We start from the raw sequence: 25489 nt of genomic DNA, 5'->3' as shown, positions 1-25489 counted from the left end.
TTCCGGCCACTGGCCTGAGGAATTTCCATGGACACCAAACTGCTCGATATCCTTGCCTGCCCGATCTGCAAGGGCCCGCTCAAGCTCAGCGCCGACAAGACCGAGCTGATCAGCAAGGGCGCGGGTCTGGCCTATCCGATCCGCGACGGTATCCCGGTGATGCTCGAAAGCGAAGCCCGTACCCTGACCGATGACGAGCGTCTGGACAAATGAGCCTGGCCTTTACCGTTGTGATTCCGGCGCGGCTGCGCTCCACGCGCTTGCCCGGCAAGCCGTTGCTGCCGATTGCCGGCAAGCCGATGATCCAGCACGTCTGGGAACAGGCTCGCAAAAGCAGCGCCAACCGTGTGGTAATCGCCACCGACGACGCGGATATCTTCAAGGCCTGCGAGGCCTTTGGCGCTGAAGTGCTGATGACCCGCGAAGACCATGACTCCGGTACCGACCGTTTGGCTGAAGTCGCCGCCAAGCTGGGCCTGGCTGCCGATGCCATCGTGGTCAACGTGCAGGGTGACGAGCCGCTGATTCCGCCGGTGATCATCGATCAGGTGGCGGCCAACCTGGCGGCCCATCCCGAGGCCGGCATCGCCACCCTGGCCGAGCCGATCAGTGACGTCGAAGCGCTGTTCAATCCCAATGCGGTCAAGGTGGTCAGCGATTGCAATGGCCTGGCCCTGACGTTCAGCCGCGCACCGTTGCCCTGGGCGCGGGATGCCTTTGCCCAGAACCGTGAGCAGATGCCGCAAGGCGTGCCGTACCGTCGCCACATCGGCATGTACGCCTATCGCGCCGGCTTCTTGCAGGACTTCGTCGCCTGGGGCCCGTGCTGGCTGGAGAAGACCGAATCGCTGGAGCAGTTGCGGGCGCTCTGGCATGGCGTGCGTATTCACGTTGCCGATGCCATCGATGCGCCGCCCGTGGGCGTCGATACCCCTGAAGACCTGGAGCGCGTACGGCGCTTGCTGGAGGCCTGATGCGGGTTTTGTTCGTGTGCCTGGGCAATATCTGCCGCTCGCCTACCGCCGAAGGCGTGCTGCGTCAGCAATTGCGCGCCGAAGGCCTGGCCGAACTGGTCGAAGTGGCGTCGGCTGGCACTGGCGACTGGCATGTCGGCAAGCAGCCTGATGCGCGCACCTGCCGCACCGCGCGCATTCGTGGCTATGACTTGTCGCAGCAGCGTGCGCAGCAAATCAAGGCCGCGCACTTCAATGACTACGACCTGATCCTGGCTATGGACAAGAGCAATCTTGGCCATCTGCAGGGCATGCGCCCGGCCACGGCCAAAGCCGAGCTGGACCTGTTCCTACGCCGCTATGACGGCGCGCTGGATGAGGTGCCGGATCCTTACTACGGCGCCGAGGAGGATTTCGAACAGGTCCTCGACCTGATCGAAATCGCCTGCAGCCGTTTGGTCACCGAACTCAAGGGTCGTCTATGAGCGGGCAGTGGCAGCAACAAGTTTCGCTCAAGCCATTTAACACCTTCGGTATCGACGTTAAGGCCCAGTTTTTCACTGAAGCCCACAACGACGAAGAGGCTCGTCAGGCCTTGGCCCAGGCGGCTGATCAGGGAGTACCGGTGCTGGTGGTGGGAGGCGGTAGCAACTTGTTGCTGACTGCCGATATCCAGGCGCTGGTGCTGCGCATGGCCAGCCGTGGCCTGCGCATCTTGTCTGACGATGGTGAGCGGGTGGTGGTCGAGGCCGAAGCTGGCGAACCCTGGCACCCGTTTGTGCAATGGAGTCTGGCCCAAGGCCTGGCCGGGCTTGAGAACCTCAGCCTGATTCCGGGCACGGTCGGCGCCGCGCCGATGCAGAACATTGGCGCCTATGGCGTCGAGATCAAGGACGTGTTCGCCGGGCTCACCGCACTGGATCGCCAGACGGGCAAGCTGCGCGACTTCAGCCTGCAAGAGTGCGCCTTCGCCTACCGCGACAGCCTGTTCAAGCGCAATCCTGGGCGCTGGTTGATCCTGCGGGTGCGCTTTGCCTTGAGCCGGTTCATGCATGCCCACCTGGATTACGGTCCGGTGCGCCAGCGCCTGAACGAGCAAGGCATCAGCCAGCCGACTGCGCAAAATGTCAGTGATGCGATTTGCAGCATCCGCCGGGAAAAACTGCCTGACCCGGTCGAGCTGGGCAATGCCGGAAGTTTCTTCAAGAACCCGGTGGTGGCAGCTGTGCTGGCCGACAAGATCCGTTTGCAGTATCCGGGGCTGGTGGCTTATCCACAGGCTGATGGCCAGTTCAAGCTGGCTGCCGGCTGGCTGATCGAACAGGCGGGCTGGAAGGGCCATCGCGAAGGCGATGCCGGGGTGCACCGATTGCAGTCGCTGGTGCTGGTCAACTATGGCCAGGCCACCGGTGTGCAGTTGCATCAGCTGGCGCAGAAGATCCAGGCCGATATCCTCGAGCGTTTCGGGGTTGAGCTGGAGATGGAGCCAAACCTTTATTAACCGCTCCCAACGGCAATAAAAAAGCCCCGCCAGTTACCTGGCGGGGCTTTTTTTCAGCCTGGAAGATCAGACGAGCGGTTTGTGCTCTTCTTTTTCTTCAACCACTTCTTCAGCCGGTGCAGCAGGCGCCTCTTCAGCGACTACAGCAGCGCTGGCTTCGGCGGCGGCCACTGCAGCAGCGGCTGCGGCAGCTTCGGCTTCACGCTTGCGACGGCGTACTTCACGTGGGTCGTTCGGTGCGCGACCGTTGCTGGTCAGAGCACTGGCAGGAGCTTCAACCGCTGGCTCTTCAACCGCTGCAGGCTCGGCAACTACTGGCGCAGGCGCTTCGACCACTTCAGCAACGACTACCGGCTCGGCCACTACAGGTGTCTGGACTTCAGGCGCTGGCTCGACCGCAGCAACCGGCTCGACCACTTCAGCCGGGGCAGCAACAGGGGCTTCGATAACCGGCGCGATGCTGGTTTCTACGGCTTCTGCTGCTTCGACCGGGGCAGTGAAGGGCTGTTCGACAACCGGCGCGGCAGCGACTTCAGCGACCTGGGCAGTTTCTACCACTTCGGTTGCTTCAGTTGCTTGAACCACTTCGGCGACTTCAGCCGCTTCAACGACTGGCTGAGTTGCTTCGACGACGGTTTCGCTGGCCGCGACTTCAACAACCGCCTGCTCTTCGACAGTAGCGGTGGCGCGTTCAGCCTGCTGGTTGGCTTGGGCTTCGGCAGCGGCGCTGATGTTGCTGGTGGCAACAGCGGCGGTCACGGCCAGGCCTGCGGCCAGTTCAGCACCCAGTTCGCTGGCTTGAGGCTGCTCGTCGCTGCCGTCTTCCGAACCTTCTACCAGGTTACCGTTGGCATCGCGTTGACGCTCACGACGGTTGCTGCGACGACGCTGGCCACGGGAGCGGCGGCGAGGGCGTTCGCCTTCGGTACCTTCCTGGTTGTCATCCTGCAGCAGCTCTTCGTTCGGCAGTTGCTCTTCAGCAGCGTCGGCAGCCTGTTCGGCCGGGCGCGGCTGGCGTTCTTCACGCGGTGGGCGCGGAGCGCGCTCTTCGCGTGGGTCACGCTCTTCACGCGGTGCACGTTCTTCGCGCGGTGCGCGCTCTTCACGTGGGGCGCGTTCTTCGCGTGGAGCACGTTCTTCGCGTGGAGCACGTTCTTCACGAGGCTGGCGCTCTTCACGTGGGGCGCGCTCAGGGCGTTCTTCACGGACCGCAGGGGTAGCGGCGTCCAGCGGCTCGCGCAGTTCGCGGACCGGACGCTCTTCACGGGAGCGGCGCTCTTCACGTGGGGCGCGAGCTTGACGCTCTTCGCGCGGCTGGCGTGGTGCACGTTCTTCGCGGGCCGGTGCTTCTTCGCGGGCTTCGCGAGGCTGACGCTCTTCACGCGGGGCGCGCTCGGCACGCTCTTCACGCGGCTTGCGGTCTTCGTCGCGACGGCCGTTGCGGTTGCGGCTCTGCTGGCGACCGTTGCGGCGCTCTTCGTTGCGCTGCGGGCGTTCGGTGGCGGGCTTCTCGGCAACCACAGGGGCGGCGGCAGGCTCGTCCTTGCCGGCGAACAGGCTGACCAGCGACTTCACCAGGCCTTTGAACAGGCTTGGCTCAGGAGCGTGGACTGGAGCAGCCACTGGCGCGGCAGCTTCGGCAGGTACTGGAGCGTTGGCGCGGGCCGGAGCGGTCTTGACCGCAGCTTCCTGGCGCACCAGGGTGCGGGTAGCGGCAGTCGGCTGGACTTCTTCGGTCTCGGCGGCGGCGATTTCGTAGCTGGACTGGCTGCTCAGGGCTTCCGGGCTGTCGTCGCGCAGGCGCTGGACTTCGAAATGCGGGGTTTCCAGGTGGTCGTTCGGCAGGATGACGATACGCGCCCGGGTGCGCAGCTCGATCTTGGTGATCGAATTGCGTTTCTCGTTGAGCAGGAAGGCGGCAACCGGAATCGGCACTTGCGCGCGGACTTCGGCGGTGCGGTCTTTCAGGGCTTCTTCTTCGATCAGGCGCAGGATGGCCAGCGACAGCGATTCGACGTCACGGATGATGCCGGTGCCGCTGCAGCGTGGGCAGACGATGCCGCTGCTTTCGCCCAGCGAAGGACGCAGGCGCTGACGGGACATTTCCAGCAGACCGAAGCGCGAGATGCGCCCAACCTGTACGCGGGCACGGTCGGCTTCCAGGCATTCGCGGACTTTTTCTTCCACGGCGCGCTGGTTCTTGGCCGGGGTCATGTCGATGAAGTCGATCACGATCAGGCCGCCGATATCACGCAGGCGCAGCTGGCGGGCGATTTCCTCAGCCGCTTCCAGGTTGGTCTGCAGGGCGGTTTCCTCGATGTCGCTGCCTTTGGTGGCGCGCGCCGAGTTGATGTCGATGGAGACCAGGGCCTCGGTCGGGTCGATAACGATCGAGCCGCCGGACGGCAGGTCGACGACGCGCTGGAAGGCGGTCTCGATCTGGCTTTCGATCTGGAAGCGGTTGAACAGCGGCACGCTGTCTTCATACAGCTTGATCTTGCTGGCGTACTGCGGCATGACCTGGCGGATGAAGGTCAGGGCTTCTTCCTGGGCGTCGATGCTGTCGATCAGTACTTCGCCGATGTCCTGACGCAGGTAGTCACGGATGGCGCGGATGATGACGTTGCTTTCCTGGTAGATCAGGAATGGCGCGGCGCGGTCCTGGGAAGCTTCCTTGATCGCGGTCCACAGCTGCAGCAGGTAGTCGAGGTCCCACTGCATTTCTTCGCTGCTGCGGCCAAGGCCGGCAGTGCGCACGATCAGGCCCATGTCGGCAGGGGCGACCAGGCCGTTGAGGGCTTCGCGCAGTTCGTTGCGCTCTTCGCCTTCGATACGACGGGAGATGCCGCCGGCACGCGGGTTGTTCGGCATCAGCACCAGGTAGCGACCGGCCAGGCTGATGAAGGTGGTCAGGGCGGCGCCCTTGTTGCCGCGCTCTTCTTTCTCGACCTGGACGATGACTTCCTGGCCTTCGCTGAGCACTTCCTTGATGTTCACCCGGCCTTCGGGCGACTTCTTGAAGTATTCGCGGGAGATTTCCTTCAGCGGCAGGAAGCCGTGACGCTCGGAGCCGAAGTCGACGAAAGCGGCTTCCAGGCTAGGTTCGATCCGGGTGATCCGGCCTTTGTAGATGTTGGCCTTCTTCTGCTCACGCGCGCCGGACTCGATGTCCAGGTCGTAGAGACGTTGGCCGTCCACCAGAGCTACACGCAACTCTTCGGGTTGAGTCGCGTTAATCAGCATTCTTTTCATGTAATACCGTCGGTTTCCGGGCTGCCGGAAACGGCGTTCGGCACACACGACTTCTCACGGTCGGTGTCAGGTGCGCAAGGGGTGGCGGGCCACCCCCGTGTCCAGCAACTTTCGAGTCCGACTGGTCACCCAGTACTGCCGAAGTCGCGACGACGCGTCCTGCTTGCTGTGGTGTCAAATGCACTCAGTCAGGAGGAGGAATCAGCCTTCGGCCGTGGACGCCCGTGGGGCATCTTGATCAAGACCGGGTCCGGTCGCCTGGCCAATAGGCCGGTGGACTGGACGCAGTACTACACGGTCCGACGGTTGTGCATCTCCACCCTACACGTATCCCTGATAATTCGGGTGCTGCCGCGCGCTGAATCCGCAACGGGTTGCATTTTCGCCAGCTCCATACGGGAGCCCGCGCCTTTTATGTCCAAGGCTGGTATTTCCGAAGCCGTCGCCATGACTGCGTGAAATTGACGGCACTGACAGAGTGGCAGCGAAAAAAACGTGGGGGAGGGTGAAATACCGCTCTTGTAGTTTTTTATCGGTCTTCTCTGCACGGCGCTGGTGGCGATTCCAGGCATTTCTGTAAACTGGCGAAAGCCCCGTCGGACGGCCTCGCGTCCTCGAGAATTGCGTCGGTCAGGGCCGGCTGAAAGCCGTGAGTCCGCTGGCCAGCCGCTTTTGGCGGCGTTCGCGACTATAGCAGCAATCATTAAGTGCTTCAAATCCATAAAAAATTGTTATGATTGGCAAATGACGACTACTGCCCCTCCGACCTCCGGCGTCCAGCTGATCGAGGTCGCGCCGGAACTTGCCGGCCAACGAATCGATAATTTCCTCGTAACGAAGCTCAAGGGTGTTCCCAAGACCTTGATTTACCGCATTTTGCGTAAAGGCGAAGTGCGCGTGAACAAGGGCCGGATCAAGCCCGAGTACAAGCTGCAGGCGGGCGACATCGTGCGCGTGCCGCCCGTTCGTCTGCCCGAGCGCGACGAGCCGGTACCGGTGGCTCAGGGCTTGCTTCAGCGCCTTGAGGCGGCGATTGTCTATGAAGACAAGGCCCTGATTGTGCTCAACAAGCCGGCCGGCATCGCCGTACACGGTGGCAGCGGCCTGAATTTCGGCGTGATCGAAGCCTTTCGTCAGATGCGCCCGGACGCCAAGGAGCTGGAGCTGGTCCATCGCCTTGATCGCGACACCTCGGGCCTGTTGATGATTGCCAAGAAACGCAGCATGTTGCGCCATTTGCACGCTGCCCTTCGCGGCGACGGTGTCGACAAGCGCTACATGGCCCTGGTCCGCGGTCATTGGGCCACCGCCAAGAAGCAGGTCAATGCGCCGTTGCTCAAGAGCAACCTGCGCTCCGGCGAGCGCATGGTCGAGGTCAATGACGAAGGCAAGGAAGCGCTGACGATCTTCCGCGTGCTGCGCCGTTTTGGCGAATTTGCCACCATTGTCGAGGCGCGGCCGATCACCGGTCGTACCCACCAGATCCGCGTACATGCCCTGCATGCCGGGCATTGCATTGCTGGCGACAGCAAGTATGGCGATGAAGATTTCACCCGTGAGATCCGTGATCTGGGTGGCAAGCGCCTGTTCCTGCATGCCTACGCCCTGACCGTGCCGCTGCCCGATGGTGGCGAGCTCAAGCTCGAAGCGCCGGTAGACGAAATGTGGGCCAAGACCGTGGAGCGCCTGGGTGCAGCGTAATTACGACCTGCTGATCTTCGACTGGGACGGTACCCTCGCCGACTCCATTGGCCGTATCGTCGAGGCCATGCACCTGGCCGCCGGTCGCGCCGGCTATGCCATCTGCGCGGATGACGCGGTCAAAGGTATCATTGGCCTGGCGTTGCCCGAGGCCATCAGCGTGTTGTATCCGCAGCTGGATGCCGAGCAGATCGTGCAGTTTCGCCAGCACTATGCCGACGTCTACATGGCCCTGGATGACCAGCCTTCGCCGCTGTTCGAGGGCGTGGTCGAGTCGCTGGAGGCCTTTCGGGCCGAGGGCTATCGCCTGGCGGTGGCGACCGGCAAGGCCCGGCGGGGGCTTGATCGGGTGTTACGCGCCAATGGTTGGGAAGATTACTTCGATATCACCCGTGCAGCCGACGAAAGCCGCGGCAAGCCGCACCCGCAGATGCTTGAGGAGATTCTTGCCCATTGCCAGGTCGAACCGCAGCGTGCATTGATGGTCGGAGATTCTTCCTTCGACTTGTTGATGGCCAGCAATGCCGGCATGCATTCGGTGGCGGTGGGTTACGGCGCCATGTCGCTTGAGGCCTTGAGTGCCTTCGGGCCACAGGTGTGTATCGATCATTTTTCACAGTTGCAGGCCTGGCTTCGCTGCACGCCTGCAGCAGTACATTCCAGGGTAGGTGAGCATGGCTGACGAGTGGAAGGCGCCCAGCGCCGAAAGTAACGACAGCAACGAAGAACAGAAGAGCTGGAAGCTGCTGGAGAAAACCCTCCTGGCCGGTGTTCAGGAGCAGCGTCGGGCGCGGCGCTGGGGGATCTTTTTCAAGCTGCTGACCTTTGTTTACCTGTTCGGCATTTTTGCCCTGTTCACGCCTTTGATGAACATGGACAAGGCGGCCTCGCGCAGCGTCAGCCATACCGCGCTGGTCGAGGTGCGCGGCATGATCGCCGACCAGGAGCCGGCCAGTGCCGACAATATCGTCAGCGGCCTGCGCGAAGCGTTCAAGGACCCGAAAACCAAGGCGGTGATCCTGCGTATCAACAGCCCGGGCGGCAGTCCGGTGCAGTCAGGTTACATCTACGATGAAATCCGCCGCCTGCGTGCCGAATACCCGACGATCAAGCTGTATGCGGTGATCAGCGATCTCGGCGCTTCCGGCGCTTACTACATCGCCAGTGCCGCTGATCAGATCTACGCCGACAAGGCCAGCCTGGTGGGCTCCATCGGTGTAACGGCGGCCGGTTACGGTTTTGTCGGCACCATGGAAAAGCTCGGCGTCGAGCGTCGTACCTATACCGCGGGTGAGCACAAGGCCTTCCTTGATCCGTTCCAGCCGCAAAAGCCTGAAGAGACGGCGTTCTGGCAGGGCGTGCTGGAAACCACCCACAAGCAGTTCATTGCCAGTGTCAAGCAGGGTCGTGGCGGGCGCCTCAAGGACAAGGAGCACCCTGAGCTGTTCAGTGGTCTGATCTGGTCGGGCGAGCAAGCCCTCTCCCTGGGCCTGGTGGATGGCCTGGGCAGCGCCGGTTACGTGGCGCGCGAGGTGGTAGGGGAGAAGGAGCTGGTTGACTTTACCGTCGAGGAGTCGCCGTTCGATCGCTTCTCCAAGCGCCTGGGGGCCAGTGTGGCCGAGTACCTGGCGATGTGGATGGGCTTTCAGGGGCCATCGCTGCGTTGATTGCCTGGTGCATTGAAAAAGCCGACCTTCGAGGTCGGCTTTTTTGTGCGCGTCAGGGCAGGCTGACGCCTTCGGCCAGCAGCATGTCTACCAGGCGGATCAGTGGCAGGCCGATCAGGCTGGTGGCATCCACGCCGTGGGTGCTCTGGAACAGGCTGACGCCCAGGCCTTCGGCCTTGAAGCTGCCGGCGCAGTCGTAGGGCTGTTCGGCGCGCAGGTAGCGCTCGATGCGTGGCAGGTCCAGTTCGCGCATGTTTACCGTGAACGGCACGCAGTCGACCTGGCAGTGGCCGGTGGCGCTGTTGAGCAGCGCCAGGCCGGTGAGAAAGGTCACATGGTTGCCGCTGGCTGCCAGCAGTTGCTCGCAGGCGCGCTCGAAGGTGTGCGGCTTGCCGAGGATCTGCTCGCCGAGCACCGCGACCTGGTCGGAGCCGATGATCAGTTGCCCGGGATGGCTGCCGGCCAGGGCCTGGGCTTTCTCCCGGGCCAGGCGCTTGACCAGCTCAAGGGCGGGCTCTTCGTCCAGCCGATGTTCGTCGATATCCGGCGAGGCCCAGCTGAATGGCAGGCGCAGGCGTTCGAGCAGTTCGCGCCGATAGGGTGAGCTGGAAGCCAGTAATAAAGGCAGCATGATAGACTCCTGAACAGGTGAAACGATTCTAACATGCTGAACGGAGCCGAATTTCCTTTGACAGGGGCGGGGGTCATCCCTAGAATGCTGCGCCTATGTTGAATGACCCGATTCCACCTCACGTTGACCCGCGCAAATTGGCCGATCGTGGTGTTTCCCTCGAAGGAACACTGCAGCTCGCCGATTTGGAGAGACTCTGCGACCCGCTTTCCGACACTGTCGGTACGGTGCAGGCTAAATTCGATTTTGAGCGCGACGAGCAGAAGGCTGTGGTTATCCACACCGACCTGCGCGTCGAGGTCAAGATGGTTTGCCAGCGTTGTCTTGAGCTGGTCACCCTGCCGATCCACAGCGAATGTACTTACGCCGTGGTGAAGGAGGGTGCGAATACCCAGTCGTTGCCGAAAGGTTATGACGTGCTGGAACTGGGCGAAGATCCTTTGGATCTGCAGGCCTTGGTCGAGGAAGAGCTTCTGCTCGCCTTGCCTATCGTGCCTGCTCATCATCCGGAAGAATGCCAGCAGCCGGCGGGCGCCGATGAGCCCGAACCGAGCAAGGACGAGGTAACACGGTCCAACCCGTTCAGTGTATTGGCGCAGTTAAAGCGTGACCCAAACGTTTAGGAGTTAATCAATTATGGCTGTTCAGCAGAACAAAAAATCCCGCTCTGCCCGTGACATGCGCCGTTCGCACGACGCCCTCTCGGAAAACGCTCTGTCCGTAGAGAAAACCACTGGTGAAGTGCACCTGCGTCACCACGTATCGCCAGAAGGCGTATACCGTGGTCGTAAAGTGATCGACAAGGGCGCTGACGAGTAATCCTTGTCCGCTCAGATCATCGCGATTGACGCAATGGGCGGGGACTTCGGTCCCCGCAGCATTGTTCAGGCGAGTATTGCTTGCCTGTCGGCTACCCCCTCGCTGCACCTGACCCTTGTCGGTCAACCCTCCCTCCTTGAAGATCTGATCGCTGGCCAGTCGGCAGCGGATCGCGCGCGCCTGCAGATCGTGGCCGCCAGCGAAGTGATCGGCATGGACGAGCGGCCGTCACAGGCGCTGCGCAGCAAGCCCGATTCGTCCATGCGCGTGGCCCTCGAATTATTGCGTGATGGCAAGGTTCAGGCCTGCGTCAGTGCCGGCAACACCGGTGCGCTGATGGCCCTTTCGCGCTATGTGCTGAAAACCCTGCCCGGTATCGATCGCCCGGCCATGGTTGCCGCCATTCCCACCCAGACCGGCTATTGCCAGCTGCTCGACCTGGGCGCCAATGTCGACTGCAGTGCAGAAAACCTCTATCAGTTTGCCGTGATGGGCTCGGTGGCCGCCCAGGCCCTGGGTATCTCGCGCCCGCGCGTAGCCTTGCTCAATGTTGGCACTGAAGACATCAAGGGCAACCAGCAGGTCAAGCTTGCGGCCAGCCTGCTGCAGAACGCCCGCGGCCTGAACTACATCGGTTTCGTCGAAGGTGACGGCTTGTACCGTGGCGAGGCGGATGTGGTGGTGTGCGACGGTTTTGTCGGCAATATCCTGCTCAAGTCCAGCGAGGGCCTGGCGACCATGATCGGCTCGCGCATCGAGGCGTTGTTCAAGGGCGGGCTCGGCGCGCGCCTGGCCGGCGCCGTGGCCATGCCCCTGCTGCGCCGCCTGCAGGCTGACCTGGCGCCGGCGCGACATAATGGCGCAAGCTTTCTCGGCCTGCAGGGCATTGTCATCAAGAGCCATGGCTCTGCCGGGGTGCAGGGCTTGCAGAGCGCTATCCAGCGCGCTTTGATCGAGATCCAGGAGAACCTGCCGCAACGTTTGCACGGGCGCCTGGAAGACCTGTTGCTTTAGGCATATGCCTCAGGAAGTGGTTAAATGTGACCGCTTGGTCCTCGCTACCATCCAACTCTTCAGTTTCTTGTGCTCAGCCTGGTGCTGGGCGCTTAATTTCCGACGACAAGATCACTAGGGGCTTGTTCAATGTCTGCATCCCTCGCATTCGTCTTTCCCGGTCAAGGTTCGCAGTCCCTCGGCATGCTCGCCGAGCTGGGCGGCCAGCATCCGCTGGTCATTGATACCTTCCGTGAGGCCTCCGAGGCTCTGGGCTATGACCTCTGGGCGCTGACCCAGAACGGTCCGGAAGAGCAACTCAACCAAACCGACAAAACCCAGCCGGCCATCCTTACCGCCTCGATCGCCTTGTGGCGCCTGTGGCTGGCTGAGGGCGGCGCGCGTCCGGCGTTCGTTTCCGGTCACAGCCTGGGTGAGTACAGCGCCCTGGTCGCCGCCGGCAGCCTGAGCCTGGGTGACGCCGTTAAACTGGTCAAGCGCCGCGGCGAGCTCATGCAAGAGGCCGTACCGGCCGGGCAGGGCGCCATGGCGGCAATCCTGGGTCTGGACGATGCCGCTGTCGTGGATATCTGCGCAAAAGCAGCCCAGGGCGAAGTGGTCAGCGCGGTGAACTTCAACTCGCCAGGTCAGGTAGTCATCGCCGGTGCCAAGGCCGCCGTTGAGCGTGCCATGGAAGCCTGTAAGGCTGCTGGCGCCAAGCGCGCACTGCCACTGCCGGTCAGCGTGCCGTCGCACTGTGAGCTGATGCGCCCGGCAGCCGAGCGCTTTGCCGAGTCGGTCAATGCCATCGACTGGCAGGCCCCGCAAATCCCGCTGGTGCAAAACGTCAGCGCTGCCGTTGCCGCGGACCTCGACACCCTCAAGCGCGATCTGCTGGAGCAGCTGTACAAGCCAGTGCGTTGGGTCGAGTGCGTGCAGACCCTGGCCGCCAATGGTGCGGTCAACCTGGTCGAATGCGGCCCGGGCAAGGTTCTGGCCGGTCTGAACAAGCGTTGCGCCGATGGCGTGACCACCTACAACCTCAATACCCCAGATGCTGTCGCCGCCACTCGTGCGGCGCTGGCCTGATTTAGGAGAAACTTGCATGAGCCTGCAAGGTAAAGTTGCCCTGGTTACCGGCGCCAGCCGTGGTATCGGCCAGGCTATCGCCCTGGAGCTGGGCCGTCTGGGCGCTACCGTGATCGGTACCGCCACCTCCGCTTCGGGCGCCGAGCGTATCGCCGCGACCCTCAAGGAGCACGGCATCACCGGCACTGGCCTTGAGCTGAACGTGACCAGCGACGAGTCGGTCACCGCTACCCTGGCCAAGATCCAGGAGCAGTTCGGTGCGCCGACCATTCTGGTCAACAACGCCGGCATCACCCGCGACAACCTCATGCTGCGCATGAAGGACGACGAGTGGTTCGACGTCATCGACACCAACCTGAACAGCCTCTACCGTCTGTCCAAGGGCGTGCTGCGCGGCATGACCAAGGCGCGCTGGGGTCGTATCATCAGCATCGGCTCGGTGGTCGGTGCCATGGGTAACGTCGGCCAGGTCAACTACGCTGCCGCCAAGGCCGGCCTGGAAGGCTTCAGCCGCGCCCTGGCGCGTGAAGTCGGCTCCCGCGCGATCACCGTCAACTCGGTGACCCCGGGCTTCATCGACACCGACATGACTCGCGAGCTGCCTGAAGCTCAGCGTGAAGCGCTGCAGACCCAGATCCCCCTGGGGCGTCTGGGCCAGGCTCAGGAGATCGCCAATGTGGTGGCTTTCCTGGCCTCCGAAGGTGCAGGTTATGTCACCGGCGCGACCATTCCGGTCAACGGCGGCATGTACATGTAAAATTGAATGTGACGGATTGCATCAAAAAAATGTCATACGAGCTGTCTAAAATCCGTTATAAAGCTGCAACCAGATTCTAGTCGGTTGGCAGGTGTGGTCTTGCAAGGCGTGTTGCGCTTGAAAAGCAGACGTCTTTCTATACACTTACACACCGGCCAGCTGCCTGACATATGTCCATTAGGAGTGAAAACAAGGTATGAGCACCATCGAAGAACGCGTCAAGAAAATCGTCGCCGAGCAACTGGGCGTTAAAGAAGAAGAAGTAGTGAACACTGCTTCCTTCGTCGAAGATCTGGGTGCCGATTCCCTTGACACCGTTGAGCTGGTGATGGCTCTGGAAGAGGAATTCGAGACCGAAATCCCTGACGAAGAAGCCGAGAAGATCACTACTGTTCAAGCTGCTATCGACTACGTCACCAGCCACCAGGCCTAAGACGTTGTAGTCGTCGCTTCTTGTCATGGAAAAACCGCACTGCCTTCGCCGGCGTGCGGTTTTTTCTTTACAAGAGATGTAGTCAATTGAATAAGGAGAGTGCTGTGTCGCGTAGACGCGTCGTGGTCACCGGTATGGGTATGCTGTCGCCACTGGGTACGGATGTGCCGAGCAGTTGGCAGGGCATTCTGGCTGGCCGCAGTGGCATAGGTCTGATCGAGCATACTGACCTGTCTGCCTACTCCACCCGTTTTGGCGGCTCGGTAAAGGGCTTTGAAGTCGAGCAGTACCTGTCGGTCAAGGAAGCCCGCAAGCTCGATCTGTTCATTCAGTACGGCCTGGCAGCCGGTTTTCAGGCAGTGCGTAACGCCGGCCTGGAAGTGACCGATGCCAACCGCGAGCGCATTGGCGTGGCCATGGGCTCGGGTATCGGTGGCCTGACCAACATCGAAGAAACCAGCCGGACCTTGCATGACCAGGGCCCGCGGCGTATTTCGCCGTTCTTCGTGCCGGGTTCGATCATCAACATGATTTCCGGTTTCCTGTCGATCCACCTGGGTGTACAGGGGCCTAACTACGCTATTTCCACCGCCTGCACCACCGGTACCCACTGTATCGGCATGGCTGCGCGCAACATCGCCTTCGGTGAAGCCGACGTGATGATCGCCGGCGGTGCGGAAATGGCCGCCTGTGGCCTGGGCATGGGTGGTTTCGGTGCGTCGCGGGCGCTGTCGACCCGCAACGACGACCCGACCCGCGCCAGCCGTCCGTGGGACAAGGGCCGTGATGGCTTCGTCCTCGCCGACGGTGCCGGTGCGCTGGTACTCGAAGAGCTCGAGCACGCCAAGGCCCGCGGCGCGACCATCTATGCCGAGTTGGTAGGCTTTGGCATGAGTGGCGATGCCTACCACATGACCTCGCCGCCAGAAGATGGCAGCGGTGCCGCGCGCTGCATGGCCAACGCCCTGCGTGATGCCGGCCTGAACCCCGGCGAAGTCGATTACATCAACGCCCACGGCACCTCGACGCCGGCCGGCGACCTGGCAGAAAGCTCGGCGATCAAGTCGGTGTTTGGCGATCACGCCTACAAGCTGGCCGTCAGCTCGACCAAGTCGATGACCGGGCACCTGCTTGGCGCTGCCGGTGCCGTCGAGGCGATCTTCAGCGTGCTGTCGATCAACAGCCAGGTGGCGCCACCGACCATCAACCTGGACGAGCCGAGCGAAGGTTGCGACCTCGACTTCGTGCCGCACCAGGCGCGCAACATGCCGATCGAGGTGGTGCTGTCCAACTCCTTCGGTTTTGGTGGCACCAACGGCTCGCTGGTGTTCCGCCGGTTCGCCGGCTGATGCACAGCTGGGTCGATGGCCTGCCGGCAGATGCACTAACCCTGCAAAGCCGGGGGCTGGCCTATGGCGATGGTCTGTTCGAGACCATCGCCGTGCGCGCCGGTCGGCCATCGTTGCTCGAGTACCACCTCGAGCGCCTGGCGCTGGGTTGCCAGCGCCTGGCGATCAGCGCCGATCACGGCCTGATTCGCGACGAGCTATGCCGTTATGCCAGCTTGCTGGGTGACGGCGTGCTCAAGCTCATTGTTACCCGCGGCGACAGCCAGCGCGGCTACGCGCCGGCCGCTGGCGTGGCGCCACGACGAATTCTCCAGGGCAATCCCTTGCCCACCTATCCCGCAGGGCATGCCGAACAGGGCGTTCGCTTGTTCGATTGCCAGACCCGTCTGGCCGAGCAACCCTTGCTGGCAGGCTTGAAACACCTCAATCGCCTCGAGCAGGTGCTGGCCCGTGCCGAGTGGCAGGATGCCGCGCACGCCGAAGGTTTGATGCGCGATGTTTCCGGGCGCATCATCGAGGGGGTGTACAGCAACCTGTTCCTGGTGCGCGACGGCCAACTGCAGACTGCCGACCTGAGCCGCTGCGGCGTGGCCGGGGTCATGCGCGCAGCCTTGCTCGATCACGCCAGGGACGCCGCAATCGCTGTGCAGATTACCGACCTGAGCCTGCAGGACCTGCAGCAAGCTGACGAAGTGTTTGTCTGCAACAGCGTCTACGGCATCTGGCCGGTACAGGCTTTTACATCGCTGAACTGGCCGCCGGGGCCGCTCACCCGTAAACTGCAGGCCATTGCCCGTACGCTACTGGATGCCTGATTTGTGAGACGTAAATTCTTGGTGCTGCTGGAGATCGGCTTGATCCTGGCCGGCCTGACGCTGGGCTATTCGGCCTGGAAGGTAAAATCGGCGCTGGAGCAGACCCTGCACGTGTCCCAGGAGCAGTTGCTCGACGTGCCCACCGGTACCACCCCCAACCGCATGTTCTACCGCATGCAGAACGACGGGGTGCTGGAAGACGCCTTCTGGCTGCGCCTGTACTGGCGCTTCAACATGGCTGGCGTGCCGCTGCATACCGGCGAGTACCGCATGACCCCGGGCATGACCGTGCGCGAGCTGTTCGAGGTCTGGCGTCGCGGTGATGTGGTGCAGTACACCCTGACGCTGGTCGAGGGCTGGAACTTCCGCCAGGTGCGTGCGGCGCTGGCCAGGCACGAGAAGATCAAGAAAACCATCGACGGCCTGAGTGATGCCGAGGTCATGGACAAGCTCGGCCATCCGGGGGTGTTCCCTGAAGGTCGGTTCTTCCCCGATACCTATCGCTTCGTGCGTGGCATGAGCGATGTCGAGTTCCTCCAGCAGGCCTACGCGCGCCTGGAAGAAGTGTTGGCCAAGGAATGGGCTGAGCGCTCCAGCGATGTGCCGTATCGCGACCCGTACCAGGCGCTGATCATGGCGTCGCTGGTCGAGAAGGAAACCGGCGTACCGCAAGAGCGCGGGCAAATTGCCGGGGTGTTCGTGCGGCGCATGCGTATCGGCATGCTGCTGCAGACCGACCCGACGGTGATCTACGGCATGGGCGAACGCTACAACGGCAAGATCACCCGCGCCGACCTGCGCGAGCCGACGCCGTACAACACCTACACCAACGCCGGCCTGCCGCCGACGCCGATTGCCATGGTTGGCCGCGAAGCCATTCATGCCGCGTTGAACCCGACGCCGGGCAGCAGCCTGTATTTCGTGGCGCGTGGCGATGGCAGCCATGTGTTCTCCGATGACCTCGATGCGCACAATTCGGCCGTGCGCGAGTACCAGATCAAGCGCCGTGCCGACTACCGTTCGAGCCCGGCCCCGGTTACCGAACCTGAACCCGAGGCCCAGCCGCCGGCGCCGCAATCGCCGGATGTCAGCCCTGAGCCGGCGACCGAGCAAGCGGCGCCGGCCAGCGACGCGGCCTCCCCGCAATGACCCACTGTAAGGACTGCCTGTGAGCGGCTTGTTTATCACCCTGGAAGGCCCTGAAGGCGCGGGCAAAAGCACCAATCGCGAGTACCTCGCCGAGCACCTGCGCGGCGCCGGCCTGGATGTCGTGCTGACCCGCGAGCCGGGCGGCACGCCGCTGGCCGAGCGAATCCGCGAACTGCTGCTGGCCCCCAGTGAAGAGAAGATGGATGCCGACACCGAGCTGCTGCTGGTGTTTGCCGCCCGTGCCCAGCACCTGGCCGAAGTCATTCGCCCGGCCCTGGCCCGTGGCGCGGTGGTGTTGTGCGACCGTTTTACCGATGCCACCTACGCCTATCAGGGCGGCGGGCGCGGCCTGTCGCTGGAGCGCATCGCCACCCTGGAGAATTTCGTCCAGGGCGATCTGCGCCCGGACCTGACCCTGGTGTTCGATCTGCCGGTGGCGATCGGTCTGTCGCGCGCTGCCGCCCGCGGCCGCCTGGACCGTTTCGAACAGGAAGGCCAGGCCTTCTTCGAAGCCGTGCGCCAGGCCTACCTGGCTCGCGCCCAGGCTTCGCCGCAGCAATACCGGCTGATCGATGCCGCTTTGCCGCTGGCCCAGGTACAGCAGGCGCTGGACGCCTTGCTGCCGCAGATTCTGGAGCGTTGCCGTGGCTGAGGCGTTTCCCTGGCAGCAGGCGCTGTGGCAGCAACTGGCCGGGCGCACCCAGCATGCCCATGCCTATCTGCTGCACGGCCCGCAAGGCATTGGCAAGCGGGCCCTGGCCGAGCGCCTGATGGCCTTGCTGCTGTGCCAGCGTGTGCAAGGGCTGCAGGCGTGTGGGCAGTGCAAGTCATGCCTGTTGCTCGCAGCCGGCAGCCACCCGGACAACTACGTGCTGGAGCCGGAAGAGGCCGACAAGCCGATCAAGGTCGACCAGGTCCGCGAGCTGGTGTCTTTCGTGGTGCAGACCGCGCAGTTGGGTGGGCGCAAAGTGATCTTGATCGAGCCGGTCGAGGCGATGAACGTCAACGCCGCCAACGCCTTGCTCAAAAGCCTTGAAGAGCCCTCGGGCAATACTGTTCTGCTGCTGGTCAGCCATCAGCCCAGCCGCCTGTTGCCAACCATCAAGAGCCGCTGCCAGCAGCAGGCCTGCCCGCTGCCGAGCCGCGAGCAAAGCCTGGCCTGGCTCGAACAGGCCTTGCCCGACTGCGACGAGCAGGAGCGCCTGGAGTTGCTCAGCCTGGCCGCCGGCTCGCCGTTGGCGGCCGTCAGTCTGCAGGCCCAGGGTGTGCGCGAGCAGCGCGCGCTGGTGGTCGATGGGGTGAAGAAGCTGCTCAAGCAGCAGCAATCGCCTAGTCAGCTGGCCGATGCCTGGAATGCCATTCCCTTGCTGCAACTGTTCGACTGGTTCTGCGACTGGTCCAGCCTGGTCCTGCGTTATCAGTTGACCCAGGACGAGGAGGGGTTAGGCTTGAGCGATATGCGCAAGGTGGTCCAGTACCTGGCGCAGAAGAGCAGCCAGGCCAGGGTCCTGGAGATCCAGGACTGGATTCTGGCCCAGCGCCAGAAGGTCCTGGGCAAGGCCAACCTCAATCGGGTGCTGTTGCTCGAGGCGCTGCTGGCGTCCTGGGCGATGTTGCCGGGCCAGCGTTGAGCTGCGCCGTTCCTTCATTTCTTTTCAGCGTTGTCATGCACCCATGCTTGTAGATTCCCATTGCCACCTCGACCGTCTTGACCTCACCGCCCACCAGGGCTCCCTGGATGCGGCCCTGGACGCTGCCCGCGCGCGCGGCGTCGGCCACTTCCTGTGCATCGGCATCAGCGCCGACAACGCCCAGGCGGTCAAGGACCTGAGCGAGCGTTACAGTGATGTCGACTGCTCGGTGGGCATCCACCCGCTCGACCTCACCCCCGATGGCGCGCCGCCGCTGGACTGGCTGCTCAAGGAGCTGGAGCACCCGCATGTGGTGGCGATTGGCGAGACCGGCCTGGACTATCACTACGAGCCGGACGCGGCTCAGGTGCAGCAGGACTCGTTCCGCCTGCACCTGGAGGCAGCCAGGGTAACCGGCAAGCCGGTGATCATCCATACCCGCGCGGCGCGCGCCGACACCCTGGCCTTGCTGCGTGAAGCGGACCTCAAGCAGGCCGGCGTTCTGCATTGCTTCACTGAAGACTGGGACATGGCCAGGGCGGCGCTGGACCTGGGCTACTACATTTCGCTGTCGGGCATCGTCACCTTCCGTAATGCCGATGCGTTGCGCGATGTGGCCCGCCAGGTGCCTGCCGATCGGCTACTGGTCGAGACCGACTCGCCGTACCTGGCGCCGATCCCCTACCGCGGCAAGGCCAACTTGCCAGAGTACGTGCGTGAAGTGGCGGAGTTCGTGGCGATGGTGCGCGGTGAAAGTTATGAGCAACTGGCTGAACAGACCACGGCCAACTTCAAGCGCCTGTTTCCGTTGGCGCGGGTGGCCTGAGCCTGCGGGCGGTAAAAACCGCAGGCAAAAAAAACCCGGGTTCTGGGGGGTGAATCCGGGTTAAGACCATTAGGAGTAAAACAAAGGCACGCGGTCCCTGAGCACCTTTATCGGCGCGCCACATGGGGGGATGCGCTGCGCCAACACCTGAAGTATTGGCCAGGATTGACGCGCCGCCAGCCACAGCTGGTCGTTTTTTAAACAGATTTGGAATACGCCTGCCGCTGCTGAGCACTCATCGCTCTGCGATCTCGCGCACAATGGCCAGAGTTTCGTCGATTATCTGCCTAGGTGTGTAGAAGTGCGGGGAAAATCGCACCCCGGGGCCACGCGGAATGCAGATCACCTGTTCCTGCTTGAGGCGCTGATAAACCTGGGCGTTCTCGACGCCCTCAATGCTGAAGGACACGATCCCTGAGCGACGCGCAGGCTCCTGCGGGCTGTGTACGCGGACCCCAGGGATCGCTGCCAGGCCTTCGTTGAGCCAGTGCACCCGCTCCAGCAGCGCTGTGGCCACCTGATCCATGCCCACTTCTTCGAGCAGCGCCAGGCTTGCCTCCAGCGCCGCTGCACCAAGCATGTTCGGGCTGCCGCATTCAAAGCGCCGGGCGCTGTGGGCCGGCTGCCATTCGCTGCGGCTGTAGTCGCCCATGTGTTCGAGCATGTGCCAGCCGTACTCGCTGAGCTTGAGCAGCGGGCGGACCTCGGCGCGGCAATAGAACACCCCGAGGCCTTCCGGGCCGAGCATCCATTTGTGCCCATCGGCCATGGCAAAGTCGCACTGATAGGCCTGGACGTCGAAGGGCAGGGCGCCCAATTGCTGGATGGCGTCGATGCAGAACAACACCTCACGCTCACGACAGCCTTGGCCCAGACGCACCAGGTCAAGGCGCAGGCCGCTGGCAAACTGCACGGCGCTGATTGCCAGCAGGCGCACCTTGGGGCCGCAGGCCGCGAGCAAGGCCGCCTCCGGGTCGCTGCCCTTGAGGCTTACCTGGATGACGCTGACGCCTTTGTCGACCAGGGCTTCCCAGACAATCCGGTTGGAGGGGAATTCTTCGTCGCTGATGACGATCTGGTCGCCGGCCTGCCAGTCGATACCGAAGGCGACGAAAGACAGCGCTTCGGAGGTGTTCTTGACCAATGCGATGTCATCCGTCGACGGTGCATTCGTCAGGCGCATCAGGCGTTCACGTAAACGCTGCTCCATGGCCATCCAGTCCGGATAGTCCCTTGCACCGAGCAAAACGTTCTCGCTGGCGAAGCGCGAAACCGCCTGGCTGGCGCGTTTGGGCCAGGGTGCGACCGCGGCATGGTTCAGATAACGAAGCCCCGGGGCCTGTTCAAACTCATCAAGAAACATAGACATGGTTGGATGATCCGTGCATTTTGGCGCAAGTTAGGCATAATAACCGGCTTCGATTTTGATCCAGTCCTTCTTATGCAGAAAGAACCTCGTAAGGTCCGTGAGTTTCGTCGCCGAGAGCAAGAAATTCTCGATACCGCGCTCAAGCTGTTTCTCGAACAGGGTGAAGACAGTGTCACCGTCGAGATGATCGCTGATGCCGTCGGTATCGGCAAAGGCACGATCTACAAGCATTTCAAATCCAAGGCGGAGATCTACCTGCGCCTGATGCTCGACTACGAGCGCGATTTGAACGAACTGCTGCACTCTGCCGACGTCGACCGCGACAAGGAAGCCCTGTCGCGCGCCTACTTCGAATTCCGCATGCGTGATCCGCAGCGCTACCGCCTGTTCGACCGTCTCGAAGAGAAGGTGGTCAAGGGCAACCAGGTGCCGGAGATGGTCGAGGAGTTGCACAAGATCCGCGCCTCCAACTTCGACCGCCTGACCCTGCTGATCAAGGGTCGCATCAGCGAAGGCAAGCTTGAGGACGTACCGCCGTACTTCCACTACTGCGCGGCCTGGGCCCTTGTGCATGGGGCCGTGGCGCTCTACCACTCGCCGTTCTGGAGCAACGTCCTGGAAGATCAGGAAGGCTTCTTCCAGTTCCTCATGGACATTGGCGTGCGCATGGGCAACAAGCGCAAGCGCGACCCGGATACCGCCGGTAGCTGAGACATTCAGCCAAACCATGGCGCTACTGGGATTGGGTGGCGAGGAATATACTCAGGTATGAGGCTTGCAAAAACCTGATTTTTGAGTCAGGTTTTGCAGGCCCGATTCACCCATGCCGGAGTCACCCATGATCGTCGACCGCCAAGGCAGGCGTTTTCGCAATTTGCGTGTCAGCCTCACGGCTGCCTGCAACTACGCCTGTACCTATTGTGTGCCCGACGGCAAGCGTCTGGTCGCGGCCCAGGACGAGCTCTCGGCCGAGGCCATGGCCCGCGGCGTGGCTTATCTGGTCGAGGCCGCCGGTATCGAGCGGGTGCGCGTCACCGGCGGCGAGCCGCTGGTCAGCCCCAAGCTGGAAACCTTCCTCAGCTCCATTGCCAATCTGGGCCTGGATGAAATCAGCCTGACCACCAACGGCCAGTTGCTGGCGCGCAAGCTGCCGTTGCTGCGCGCGGCGGGTATCCGTCGCCTCAACGTTTCCCTCGACACCCTTGATCCGGATGCCTTCCGGCGTATTGCCCGTGGCGGCGACCTGGCCACTGTGCTCGACGGCATGAGCCAGGCCAGCGCCGCCGGCATGCAGATCAAGGTCAACATGGTGCCGTTGCGCGGGCAGAACTTCGACCAGGTGCTGCCGCTGCTGGAGTACTGCCTGGCCCACGGCTACGAGCTGCGCTTCATCGAGCTGATGCGCATGGGGCACCTGGCGCGCGACAGCAATGACTTTTTGCAGCAGTTCGTCAGCCTTGAGCACTTGCTGCAATTGATCGGCGAGCAGTACGAGTACCTGCAGGCCAACGCGCCGGTGGATGCCACCGCCTTGCGCTACCAGATCCCGGGCCAGGGTTATTTTGGCGTGATCGCCAACGAGAGCGTGCCGTTCTGCCGTACCTGTTCGCGTTTGCGCCTGTCCTCCACCGGCTGGCTGCACGGTTGCCTGTCGTCGAGCAACCGTCACTATATCGGCGACCTGCTCGACAAACCGCGCCACCAGGCCTTGCCGGCGCTACAGGGCTTGCTGGTCAAAGCCCTTGGCGACAAGCAGTCGGTGGCGTTTTCCGGTGGCGCGACGGTGATGAAAATCATCGGCGGCTAAGACTGGCGCAAAAGCTGCATCTGCCAGCTGTTCGCCGGTTTTCCGTCACCGGCCACTGGAGGATAGATGCGTAGCCTGGTTTTGCTGCTGGCGCTGACGGCGCTGGGCGGCTGCATGAATGTCAGCGATATGGGCGAGGGTGCCCGTTATCACATGAGCGATGCCGGTCTGCTCGATCACAGCGACACCCGTCGTTCGCTGTCGGTGCGCCTGCAGCCTGATTCATTCATTTACATTGGCCAGGGTGCTTTCGTGCCATCAGGCAAGGGCCCGTACCCGCGGCCCAACGTCGTGGCTGAAGAAGCCTTCAAGGGCTTTGTCGAGTACTTCCCGCTGGTTCGCCGTGCCCCTGCGCCGCTGGGCCTTGAGCAAGCGCTGATCGAAGCGCGTGAAGTCGGCGCCCATTACCTGCTGTACACCCGTTTTGCCCGCGCCGACGATCGCATCGGCAATGGCGATGAGTGGTATGACGAGCAGGCGGTCGATCGTCTGGGTATCGATACTGGCGTGGTGCAGCTGATGCTGATCGAAACCAGCACCCGTTACCTGATCGACACCGCGCGGATCAAAAGCCGCGGCGGTTTGCTGACGTTCCACGACAACAAGCCGGAAGATTTGCTCCGCCCGCCACTCGAGGATTACGCTCGGAGTCTGTTGGGCATGAGTCGTTAAGGAGAGGGTGATGCAAGACACCGGCAAGGCCAATGATCTGCTGGCGCAGATTCCCAAGGCAGAAAAGGGCCTGCCGCCCGTGCACCTGTGGAACCCGGATTTTTGCGGCGACATCGACATGCGCATCGCCCGTGACGGCACCTGGTACTACCTGGGTACGCCGATCGGGCGCAAGCCGATGGTCCGGCTGTTCTCGACCATCATCCGCCGCGACGGTGACGACTACTTCCTGGTGACGCCAGTGGAGAAGGTCGGCATCAAGGTCGATGACGCGCCCTTTGTTGCGGTCAGCCTGGAGGTGCAGGGCGAGGGTGAGCAGCAATTGTTGCGCTTTACCAGCAATGTCGACGACCAGGTCGAGGCCGGCCCCGAGCATCCGCTGCGCGTTGAAATCGACGCGCAGACCCAGGAGCCTTCGCCGTACGTGCACATGCGTAGCAACCTCGAAGCGTTGATCCATCGCAATGTCTTCTACCAGTTGGTCGAACTGGCGGTGCCCAGGCAGATCGATGGCCAGCAGTGGCTGGGCGTCTGGAGTGGTGGCTGTTTCTACCCCATCGGCCGGACCTGATCGTCCGCCCGGTTTTCCCTGAGGGGTGACCGGGCTGCGCGATTTAATCTGCCAGAAACGAAAAAACCTCCAGTGCTCAGGGCAACTGGAGGTTTTTCAGGTGTTTGGCTCCGCGACCAGGACTCGAACCTGGGACCCAATGATTAACAGTCATTTGCTCTACCGACTGAGCTATCGCGGAATCTGTGGCGTATCTTACTGATTGCTAAGGGGAAGTCAAGCCTCCCCTATGCAATTGAGTAAATTACAGGACCTCGACGATCGCCTTGGTCACCACATGGATGTTGCTTTGGTTCAGCGAGGCGACGCAGATGCGACCGGTATCCAGAGCATAGATACCGAACTCATTCTTCAGACGCGCGACCTGCTCAACGGTCAGGCCCGAGTAGGAGAACATGCCGCACTGGCGACCGACGAAGCTGAAGTCCTGCTTGGCGCCGTACTCGGCCAGCAGCTCGACCATCTGCTTGCGCATGCCGTGGATGCGCTGGCGCATCTCGGCCAGCTCGTCTTCCCACATCTTGCGCAGCTCTGGGCTGTTGAGCACGGTGGCGACGATGGTCGCGCCGTGGGTCGGCGGGTTGGAGTAGTTGGTGCGGATCACGCGCTTGACTTGCGACAGCACGCGGGTGGCCTCTTCCTTGGACTCGGTGACGATCGACAGGGCGCCAACGCGCTCGCCGTACAGCGAGAAGGATTTGGAGAACGAGCTGGAGACGAAGAAGTCCAGGCCCGACTCGGCGAACAGGCGTACCGCGGCGGCGTCTTCAGTGATGCCGGCGCCAAAGCCCTGGTAGGCCATGTCGAGGAACGGCACGTGGCCCTTGGCCTTGACCACTTCGAGGACGTTTTTCCAGTCTTCTGGCGTCAGGTCGACACCGGTCGGGTTGTGGCAGCAGGCGTGCAGCACAATGATCGAGCCGGACGGCAGGGCGTTGAGGTCTTCGAGCATGCCGCTGCGGTTGACGTCGTGGGTGGCGGCGTCGTAGTAGCGGTAGTTCTGGACCGGGAAGCCAGCGGTTTCGAACAGGGCGCGGTGGTTTTCCCAGCTCGGGTCGCTGATGGCGACAACGGCGTTCGGCGACAGCTGCTTGAGGAAGTCGGCACCGATCTTCAGGGCGCCGGTACCGCCGACGGCCTGGGTGGTGATCACGCGACCGGCGCTCAGCAGTGGCGACTCGGCACCGAACAGCAGCTTCTGTACGGCCTGGTCGTAAGCGACGATACCGTCGATCGGCAGGTAACCGCGGGAAGCGTGCTGGGCAGCGCGCTGGGTTTCGGCTTCGATCACTGCACGCAGCAGTGGGATACGCCCTTCTTCGTTGCAGTAAACACCTACACCCAGGTTGACCTTGTTGCTACGGGTATCGGCGTTGAAAGCTTCGTTGAGGCCCAGAATGGGATCGCGTGGTGCCAGCTCGACAGCGGAAAACAGGCTCATTATTACCTTGGCTCTGAATGGAGAGTGGAAGAGGTCGCACGCTCCAGTCGCTTGCACTAGAGC

The 25489-nt window shown here is 62.6% G+C and carries 27 protein-coding genes and 1 tRNA gene; 23 read left to right on the top strand and 5 right to left on the bottom strand.

All coding sequences use genetic code 11. From position 1 onward, the window contains the following. Nucleotides 1-27 precede the first annotated feature (27 nt). From ACZ9A3_RS16000 to murB, 4 genes are read left to right on the top strand one after another with little or no spacing between them, the layout of a single operon-like run. Nucleotides 28-213 (top strand): Trm112 family protein, encoded by a 186-nt coding sequence (locus ACZ9A3_RS16000; protein ID WP_038994143.1) that lies wholly within the window; start codon nt 28-30, stop codon nt 211-213. Then, nucleotides 210-974 carry a 3-deoxy-manno-octulosonate cytidylyltransferase gene (kdsB, locus tag ACZ9A3_RS15995; RefSeq protein WP_045195184.1) on the top strand — a complete coding sequence of 255 codons (765 nt, stop codon included), beginning with the start codon at nt 210-212 and terminating at the stop codon, nt 972-974. Before ACZ9A3_RS16000 ends, kdsB begins: the two co-directional genes overlap by 4 nt. Beyond that, the gene (locus ACZ9A3_RS15990) at nt 974-1438 is read left to right on the top strand and encodes a low molecular weight protein-tyrosine-phosphatase (RefSeq protein WP_045195182.1); all 465 of its coding nucleotides are present in this window, start codon (nt 974-976) and stop codon (nt 1436-1438) included. Before kdsB ends, ACZ9A3_RS15990 begins: the two co-directional genes overlap by 1 nt. Next, nucleotides 1435-2454 (top strand): UDP-N-acetylmuramate dehydrogenase, encoded by a 1020-nt coding sequence (murB, locus tag ACZ9A3_RS15985; RefSeq protein WP_476252906.1) that lies wholly within the window; start codon nt 1435-1437, stop codon nt 2452-2454. The genes ACZ9A3_RS15990 and murB overlap by 4 nt, the downstream gene beginning before the upstream one ends. Before the next feature lie 66 nt (nt 2455-2520). Here murB and rne read toward each other — a convergent pair whose 3' ends face one another. Continuing rightward, the gene (rne, locus tag ACZ9A3_RS15980) at nt 2521-5706 is read right to left on the bottom strand and encodes a ribonuclease E (protein ID WP_476252905.1); all 3186 of its coding nucleotides are present in this window, start codon (nt 5704-5706) and stop codon (nt 2521-2523) included. Between the two features lie 744 nt (nt 5707-6450). Here rne and rluC point away from each other — a divergent pair. The 3 genes from rluC to ACZ9A3_RS15965 are packed head-to-tail and all read left to right on the top strand — an operon-like array spanning nt 6451 to nt 9074. Further along, nucleotides 6451-7407: a 23S rRNA pseudouridine(955/2504/2580) synthase RluC gene (gene rluC, locus ACZ9A3_RS15975; RefSeq protein ID WP_045195176.1), complete on the top strand. Its 957-nt coding sequence runs from the start codon at nt 6451-6453 to the stop codon at nt 7405-7407. Continuing rightward, nucleotides 7397-8089 carry an HAD family hydrolase gene (locus ACZ9A3_RS15970; protein ID WP_045195174.1) on the top strand — a complete coding sequence of 231 codons (693 nt, stop codon included), beginning with the start codon at nt 7397-7399 and terminating at the stop codon, nt 8087-8089. Before rluC ends, ACZ9A3_RS15970 begins: the two co-directional genes overlap by 11 nt. After that, the gene (locus tag ACZ9A3_RS15965; RefSeq protein ID WP_476252904.1) at nt 8082-9074 is read left to right on the top strand and encodes a S49 family peptidase; all 993 of its coding nucleotides are present in this window, start codon (nt 8082-8084) and stop codon (nt 9072-9074) included. The genes ACZ9A3_RS15970 and ACZ9A3_RS15965 overlap by 8 nt, the downstream gene beginning before the upstream one ends. A gap of 52 nt (nt 9075-9126) precedes the next feature. Here ACZ9A3_RS15965 and ACZ9A3_RS15960 read toward each other — a convergent pair whose 3' ends face one another. After that, a complete protein-coding gene (locus ACZ9A3_RS15960) occupies nt 9127-9705 on the bottom strand; it encodes a Maf family protein (RefSeq protein WP_476252903.1) in 579 nt (192 codons plus the stop codon). Nucleotides 9706-9800: 95 nt separating this feature from the next. On the opposite strand from ACZ9A3_RS15960, the gene ACZ9A3_RS15955 reads away from it, so the two are divergent. From ACZ9A3_RS15955 to ACZ9A3_RS15900, 12 genes are all read left to right on the top strand, one after another. Next, nucleotides 9801-10328, top strand: coding sequence for a YceD family protein (locus tag ACZ9A3_RS15955; protein WP_045195168.1), 528 nt, complete (start codon nt 9801-9803; stop codon nt 10326-10328). Nucleotides 10329-10341: 13 nt separating this feature from the next. Next, nucleotides 10342-10524 (top strand): 50S ribosomal protein L32, encoded by a 183-nt coding sequence (rpmF, locus tag ACZ9A3_RS15950; RefSeq protein ID WP_010223221.1) that lies wholly within the window; start codon nt 10342-10344, stop codon nt 10522-10524. A gap of 3 nt (nt 10525-10527) precedes the next feature. Continuing rightward, on the top strand, nt 10528-11538 hold the full coding sequence (gene plsX, locus ACZ9A3_RS15945; RefSeq protein ID WP_082075402.1) for a phosphate acyltransferase PlsX: 1011 nt from the start codon (nt 10528-10530) through the stop codon (nt 11536-11538). 129 nt (nt 11539-11667) lie between these two features. Next, on the top strand, nt 11668-12606 hold the full coding sequence (fabD, locus tag ACZ9A3_RS15940; protein ID WP_476252902.1) for an ACP S-malonyltransferase: 939 nt from the start codon (nt 11668-11670) through the stop codon (nt 12604-12606). Between the two features lie 16 nt (nt 12607-12622). Then, nucleotides 12623-13363 carry a 3-oxoacyl-ACP reductase FabG gene (gene fabG, locus ACZ9A3_RS15935; RefSeq protein WP_038994156.1) on the top strand — a complete coding sequence of 247 codons (741 nt, stop codon included), beginning with the start codon at nt 12623-12625 and terminating at the stop codon, nt 13361-13363. Nucleotides 13364-13559: 196 nt separating this feature from the next. Beyond that, the gene (gene acpP / locus ACZ9A3_RS15930) at nt 13560-13796 is read left to right on the top strand and encodes an acyl carrier protein (RefSeq protein ID WP_003175607.1); all 237 of its coding nucleotides are present in this window, start codon (nt 13560-13562) and stop codon (nt 13794-13796) included. A 104-nt stretch (nt 13797-13900) separates the two neighbouring features. Next, nucleotides 13901-15145, top strand: a complete 1245-nt coding sequence (gene fabF, locus ACZ9A3_RS15925) for a beta-ketoacyl-ACP synthase II (protein WP_045195160.1) — start codon at nt 13901-13903, stop codon at nt 15143-15145. Then, a complete protein-coding gene (pabC, locus tag ACZ9A3_RS15920; RefSeq protein WP_093380584.1) occupies nt 15145-15960 on the top strand; it encodes an aminodeoxychorismate lyase in 816 nt (271 codons plus the stop codon). Before fabF ends, pabC begins: the two co-directional genes overlap by 1 nt. Nucleotides 15961-15963: 3 nt before the next feature. Next, entirely contained in the window at nt 15964-17109 is a 1146-nt protein-coding gene (mltG, locus tag ACZ9A3_RS15915; protein ID WP_401294029.1) for an endolytic transglycosylase MltG, read from the top strand. 19 nt (nt 17110-17128) lie between these two features. Then, nucleotides 17129-17761 (top strand): dTMP kinase, encoded by a 633-nt coding sequence (gene tmk / locus ACZ9A3_RS15910; RefSeq protein ID WP_045195155.1) that lies wholly within the window; start codon nt 17129-17131, stop codon nt 17759-17761. Then, on the top strand, nt 17754-18740 hold the full coding sequence (locus ACZ9A3_RS15905; RefSeq protein ID WP_258594441.1) for a DNA polymerase III subunit delta': 987 nt from the start codon (nt 17754-17756) through the stop codon (nt 18738-18740). The genes tmk and ACZ9A3_RS15905 overlap by 8 nt, the downstream gene beginning before the upstream one ends. Before the next feature lie 43 nt (nt 18741-18783). Continuing rightward, complete coding sequence (locus ACZ9A3_RS15900; RefSeq protein ID WP_093380593.1) at nt 18784-19566, top strand: TatD family hydrolase; 783 nt, start codon at nt 18784-18786, stop codon at nt 19564-19566. Between the two features lie 235 nt (nt 19567-19801). Here ACZ9A3_RS15900 and ACZ9A3_RS15895 read toward each other — a convergent pair whose 3' ends face one another. Further along, nucleotides 19802-20935, bottom strand: a complete 1134-nt coding sequence (locus ACZ9A3_RS15895) for an aminotransferase class V-fold PLP-dependent enzyme (protein WP_476252901.1) — start codon at nt 20933-20935, stop codon at nt 19802-19804. Between the two features lie 72 nt (nt 20936-21007). Here ACZ9A3_RS15895 and ACZ9A3_RS15890 point away from each other — a divergent pair, with 72 nt between their 5' ends. The 4 genes from ACZ9A3_RS15890 to ACZ9A3_RS15875 all read left to right on the top strand — a co-directional run bounded on the left by ACZ9A3_RS15890 (nt 21008) and on the right by ACZ9A3_RS15875 (nt 23985). Then, on the top strand, nt 21008-21646 hold the full coding sequence (locus tag ACZ9A3_RS15890) for a TetR/AcrR family transcriptional regulator (RefSeq protein WP_045195146.1): 639 nt from the start codon (nt 21008-21010) through the stop codon (nt 21644-21646). 127 nt (nt 21647-21773) lie between these two features. Continuing rightward, a complete protein-coding gene (locus ACZ9A3_RS15885; protein ID WP_476252900.1) occupies nt 21774-22742 on the top strand; it encodes a GTP 3',8-cyclase MoaA in 969 nt (322 codons plus the stop codon). A gap of 66 nt (nt 22743-22808) precedes the next feature. Beyond that, nucleotides 22809-23414, top strand: coding sequence for a DUF4823 domain-containing protein (locus ACZ9A3_RS15880; protein ID WP_476252899.1), 606 nt, complete (start codon nt 22809-22811; stop codon nt 23412-23414). A 10-nt stretch (nt 23415-23424) separates the two neighbouring features. Beyond that, the gene (locus tag ACZ9A3_RS15875) at nt 23425-23985 is read left to right on the top strand and encodes a DUF1285 domain-containing protein (protein WP_045195140.1); all 561 of its coding nucleotides are present in this window, start codon (nt 23425-23427) and stop codon (nt 23983-23985) included. A gap of 105 nt (nt 23986-24090) precedes the next feature. On the opposite strand, the gene ACZ9A3_RS15870 is transcribed toward ACZ9A3_RS15875, so the two are convergent. Continuing rightward, a tRNA-Asn gene (locus ACZ9A3_RS15870) sits at nt 24091-24166 on the bottom strand. A 63-nt stretch (nt 24167-24229) separates the two neighbouring features. Further along, a complete protein-coding gene (locus ACZ9A3_RS15865) occupies nt 24230-25426 on the bottom strand; it encodes an amino acid aminotransferase (RefSeq protein WP_093380602.1) in 1197 nt (398 codons plus the stop codon). Between the last annotated feature and the right edge of the window lie 63 nt (nt 25427-25489).

This window comes from Pseudomonas sp. TE4620, assembly GCF_056279045.1.
Note: the sequence above shows the minus strand (reverse complement) of the source record. Positions and strands in the feature narration are given on the sequence as shown.

What these genes read in the sequence shown, in the direction of transcription:
- ACZ9A3_RS16000 (WP_038994143.1), top strand. Translation starts at nt 28, where the DNA reads ATGGACACCAAACTGCTCGATATCCTTGCCTGCCCGATCTGCAAGGGC.
- kdsB (WP_045195184.1), top strand. Translation starts at nt 210, where the DNA reads ATGAGCCTGGCCTTTACCGTTGTGATTCCGGCGCGGCTGCGCTCCACG.
- ACZ9A3_RS15990 (WP_045195182.1), top strand. Translation starts at nt 974, where the DNA reads ATGCGGGTTTTGTTCGTGTGCCTGGGCAATATCTGCCGCTCGCCTACC.
- murB (WP_476252906.1), top strand. Translation starts at nt 1,435, where the DNA reads ATGAGCGGGCAGTGGCAGCAACAAGTTTCGCTCAAGCCATTTAACACC.
- rne (WP_476252905.1), bottom strand. Translation starts at nt 5,706, where the DNA reads ATGAAAAGAATGCTGATTAACGCGACTCAACCCGAAGAGTTGCGTGTA.
- rluC (WP_045195176.1), top strand. Translation starts at nt 6,451, where the DNA reads ATGACGACTACTGCCCCTCCGACCTCCGGCGTCCAGCTGATCGAGGTC.
- ACZ9A3_RS15965 (WP_476252904.1), top strand. Translation starts at nt 8,082, where the DNA reads ATGGCTGACGAGTGGAAGGCGCCCAGCGCCGAAAGTAACGACAGCAAC.
- ACZ9A3_RS15960 (WP_476252903.1), bottom strand. Translation starts at nt 9,705, where the DNA reads ATGCTGCCTTTATTACTGGCTTCCAGCTCACCCTATCGGCGCGAACTG.
- ACZ9A3_RS15955 (WP_045195168.1), top strand. Translation starts at nt 9,801, where the DNA reads ATGTTGAATGACCCGATTCCACCTCACGTTGACCCGCGCAAATTGGCC.
- rpmF (WP_010223221.1), top strand. Translation starts at nt 10,342, where the DNA reads ATGGCTGTTCAGCAGAACAAAAAATCCCGCTCTGCCCGTGACATGCGC.
- fabD (WP_476252902.1), top strand. Translation starts at nt 11,668, where the DNA reads ATGTCTGCATCCCTCGCATTCGTCTTTCCCGGTCAAGGTTCGCAGTCC.
- fabG (WP_038994156.1), top strand. Translation starts at nt 12,623, where the DNA reads ATGAGCCTGCAAGGTAAAGTTGCCCTGGTTACCGGCGCCAGCCGTGGT.
- acpP (WP_003175607.1), top strand. Translation starts at nt 13,560, where the DNA reads ATGAGCACCATCGAAGAACGCGTCAAGAAAATCGTCGCCGAGCAACTG.
- pabC (WP_093380584.1), top strand. Translation starts at nt 15,145, where the DNA reads ATGCACAGCTGGGTCGATGGCCTGCCGGCAGATGCACTAACCCTGCAA.
- ACZ9A3_RS15900 (WP_093380593.1), top strand. Translation starts at nt 18,784, where the DNA reads ATGCTTGTAGATTCCCATTGCCACCTCGACCGTCTTGACCTCACCGCC.
- ACZ9A3_RS15895 (WP_476252901.1), bottom strand. Translation starts at nt 20,935, where the DNA reads ATGTCTATGTTTCTTGATGAGTTTGAACAGGCCCCGGGGCTTCGTTAT.
- ACZ9A3_RS15890 (WP_045195146.1), top strand. Translation starts at nt 21,008, where the DNA reads ATGCAGAAAGAACCTCGTAAGGTCCGTGAGTTTCGTCGCCGAGAGCAA.
- ACZ9A3_RS15885 (WP_476252900.1), top strand. Translation starts at nt 21,774, where the DNA reads ATGATCGTCGACCGCCAAGGCAGGCGTTTTCGCAATTTGCGTGTCAGC.
- ACZ9A3_RS15880 (WP_476252899.1), top strand. Translation starts at nt 22,809, where the DNA reads ATGCGTAGCCTGGTTTTGCTGCTGGCGCTGACGGCGCTGGGCGGCTGC.
- ACZ9A3_RS15875 (WP_045195140.1), top strand. Translation starts at nt 23,425, where the DNA reads ATGCAAGACACCGGCAAGGCCAATGATCTGCTGGCGCAGATTCCCAAG.
- ACZ9A3_RS15865 (WP_093380602.1), bottom strand. Translation starts at nt 25,426, where the DNA reads ATGAGCCTGTTTTCCGCTGTCGAGCTGGCACCACGCGATCCCATTCTG.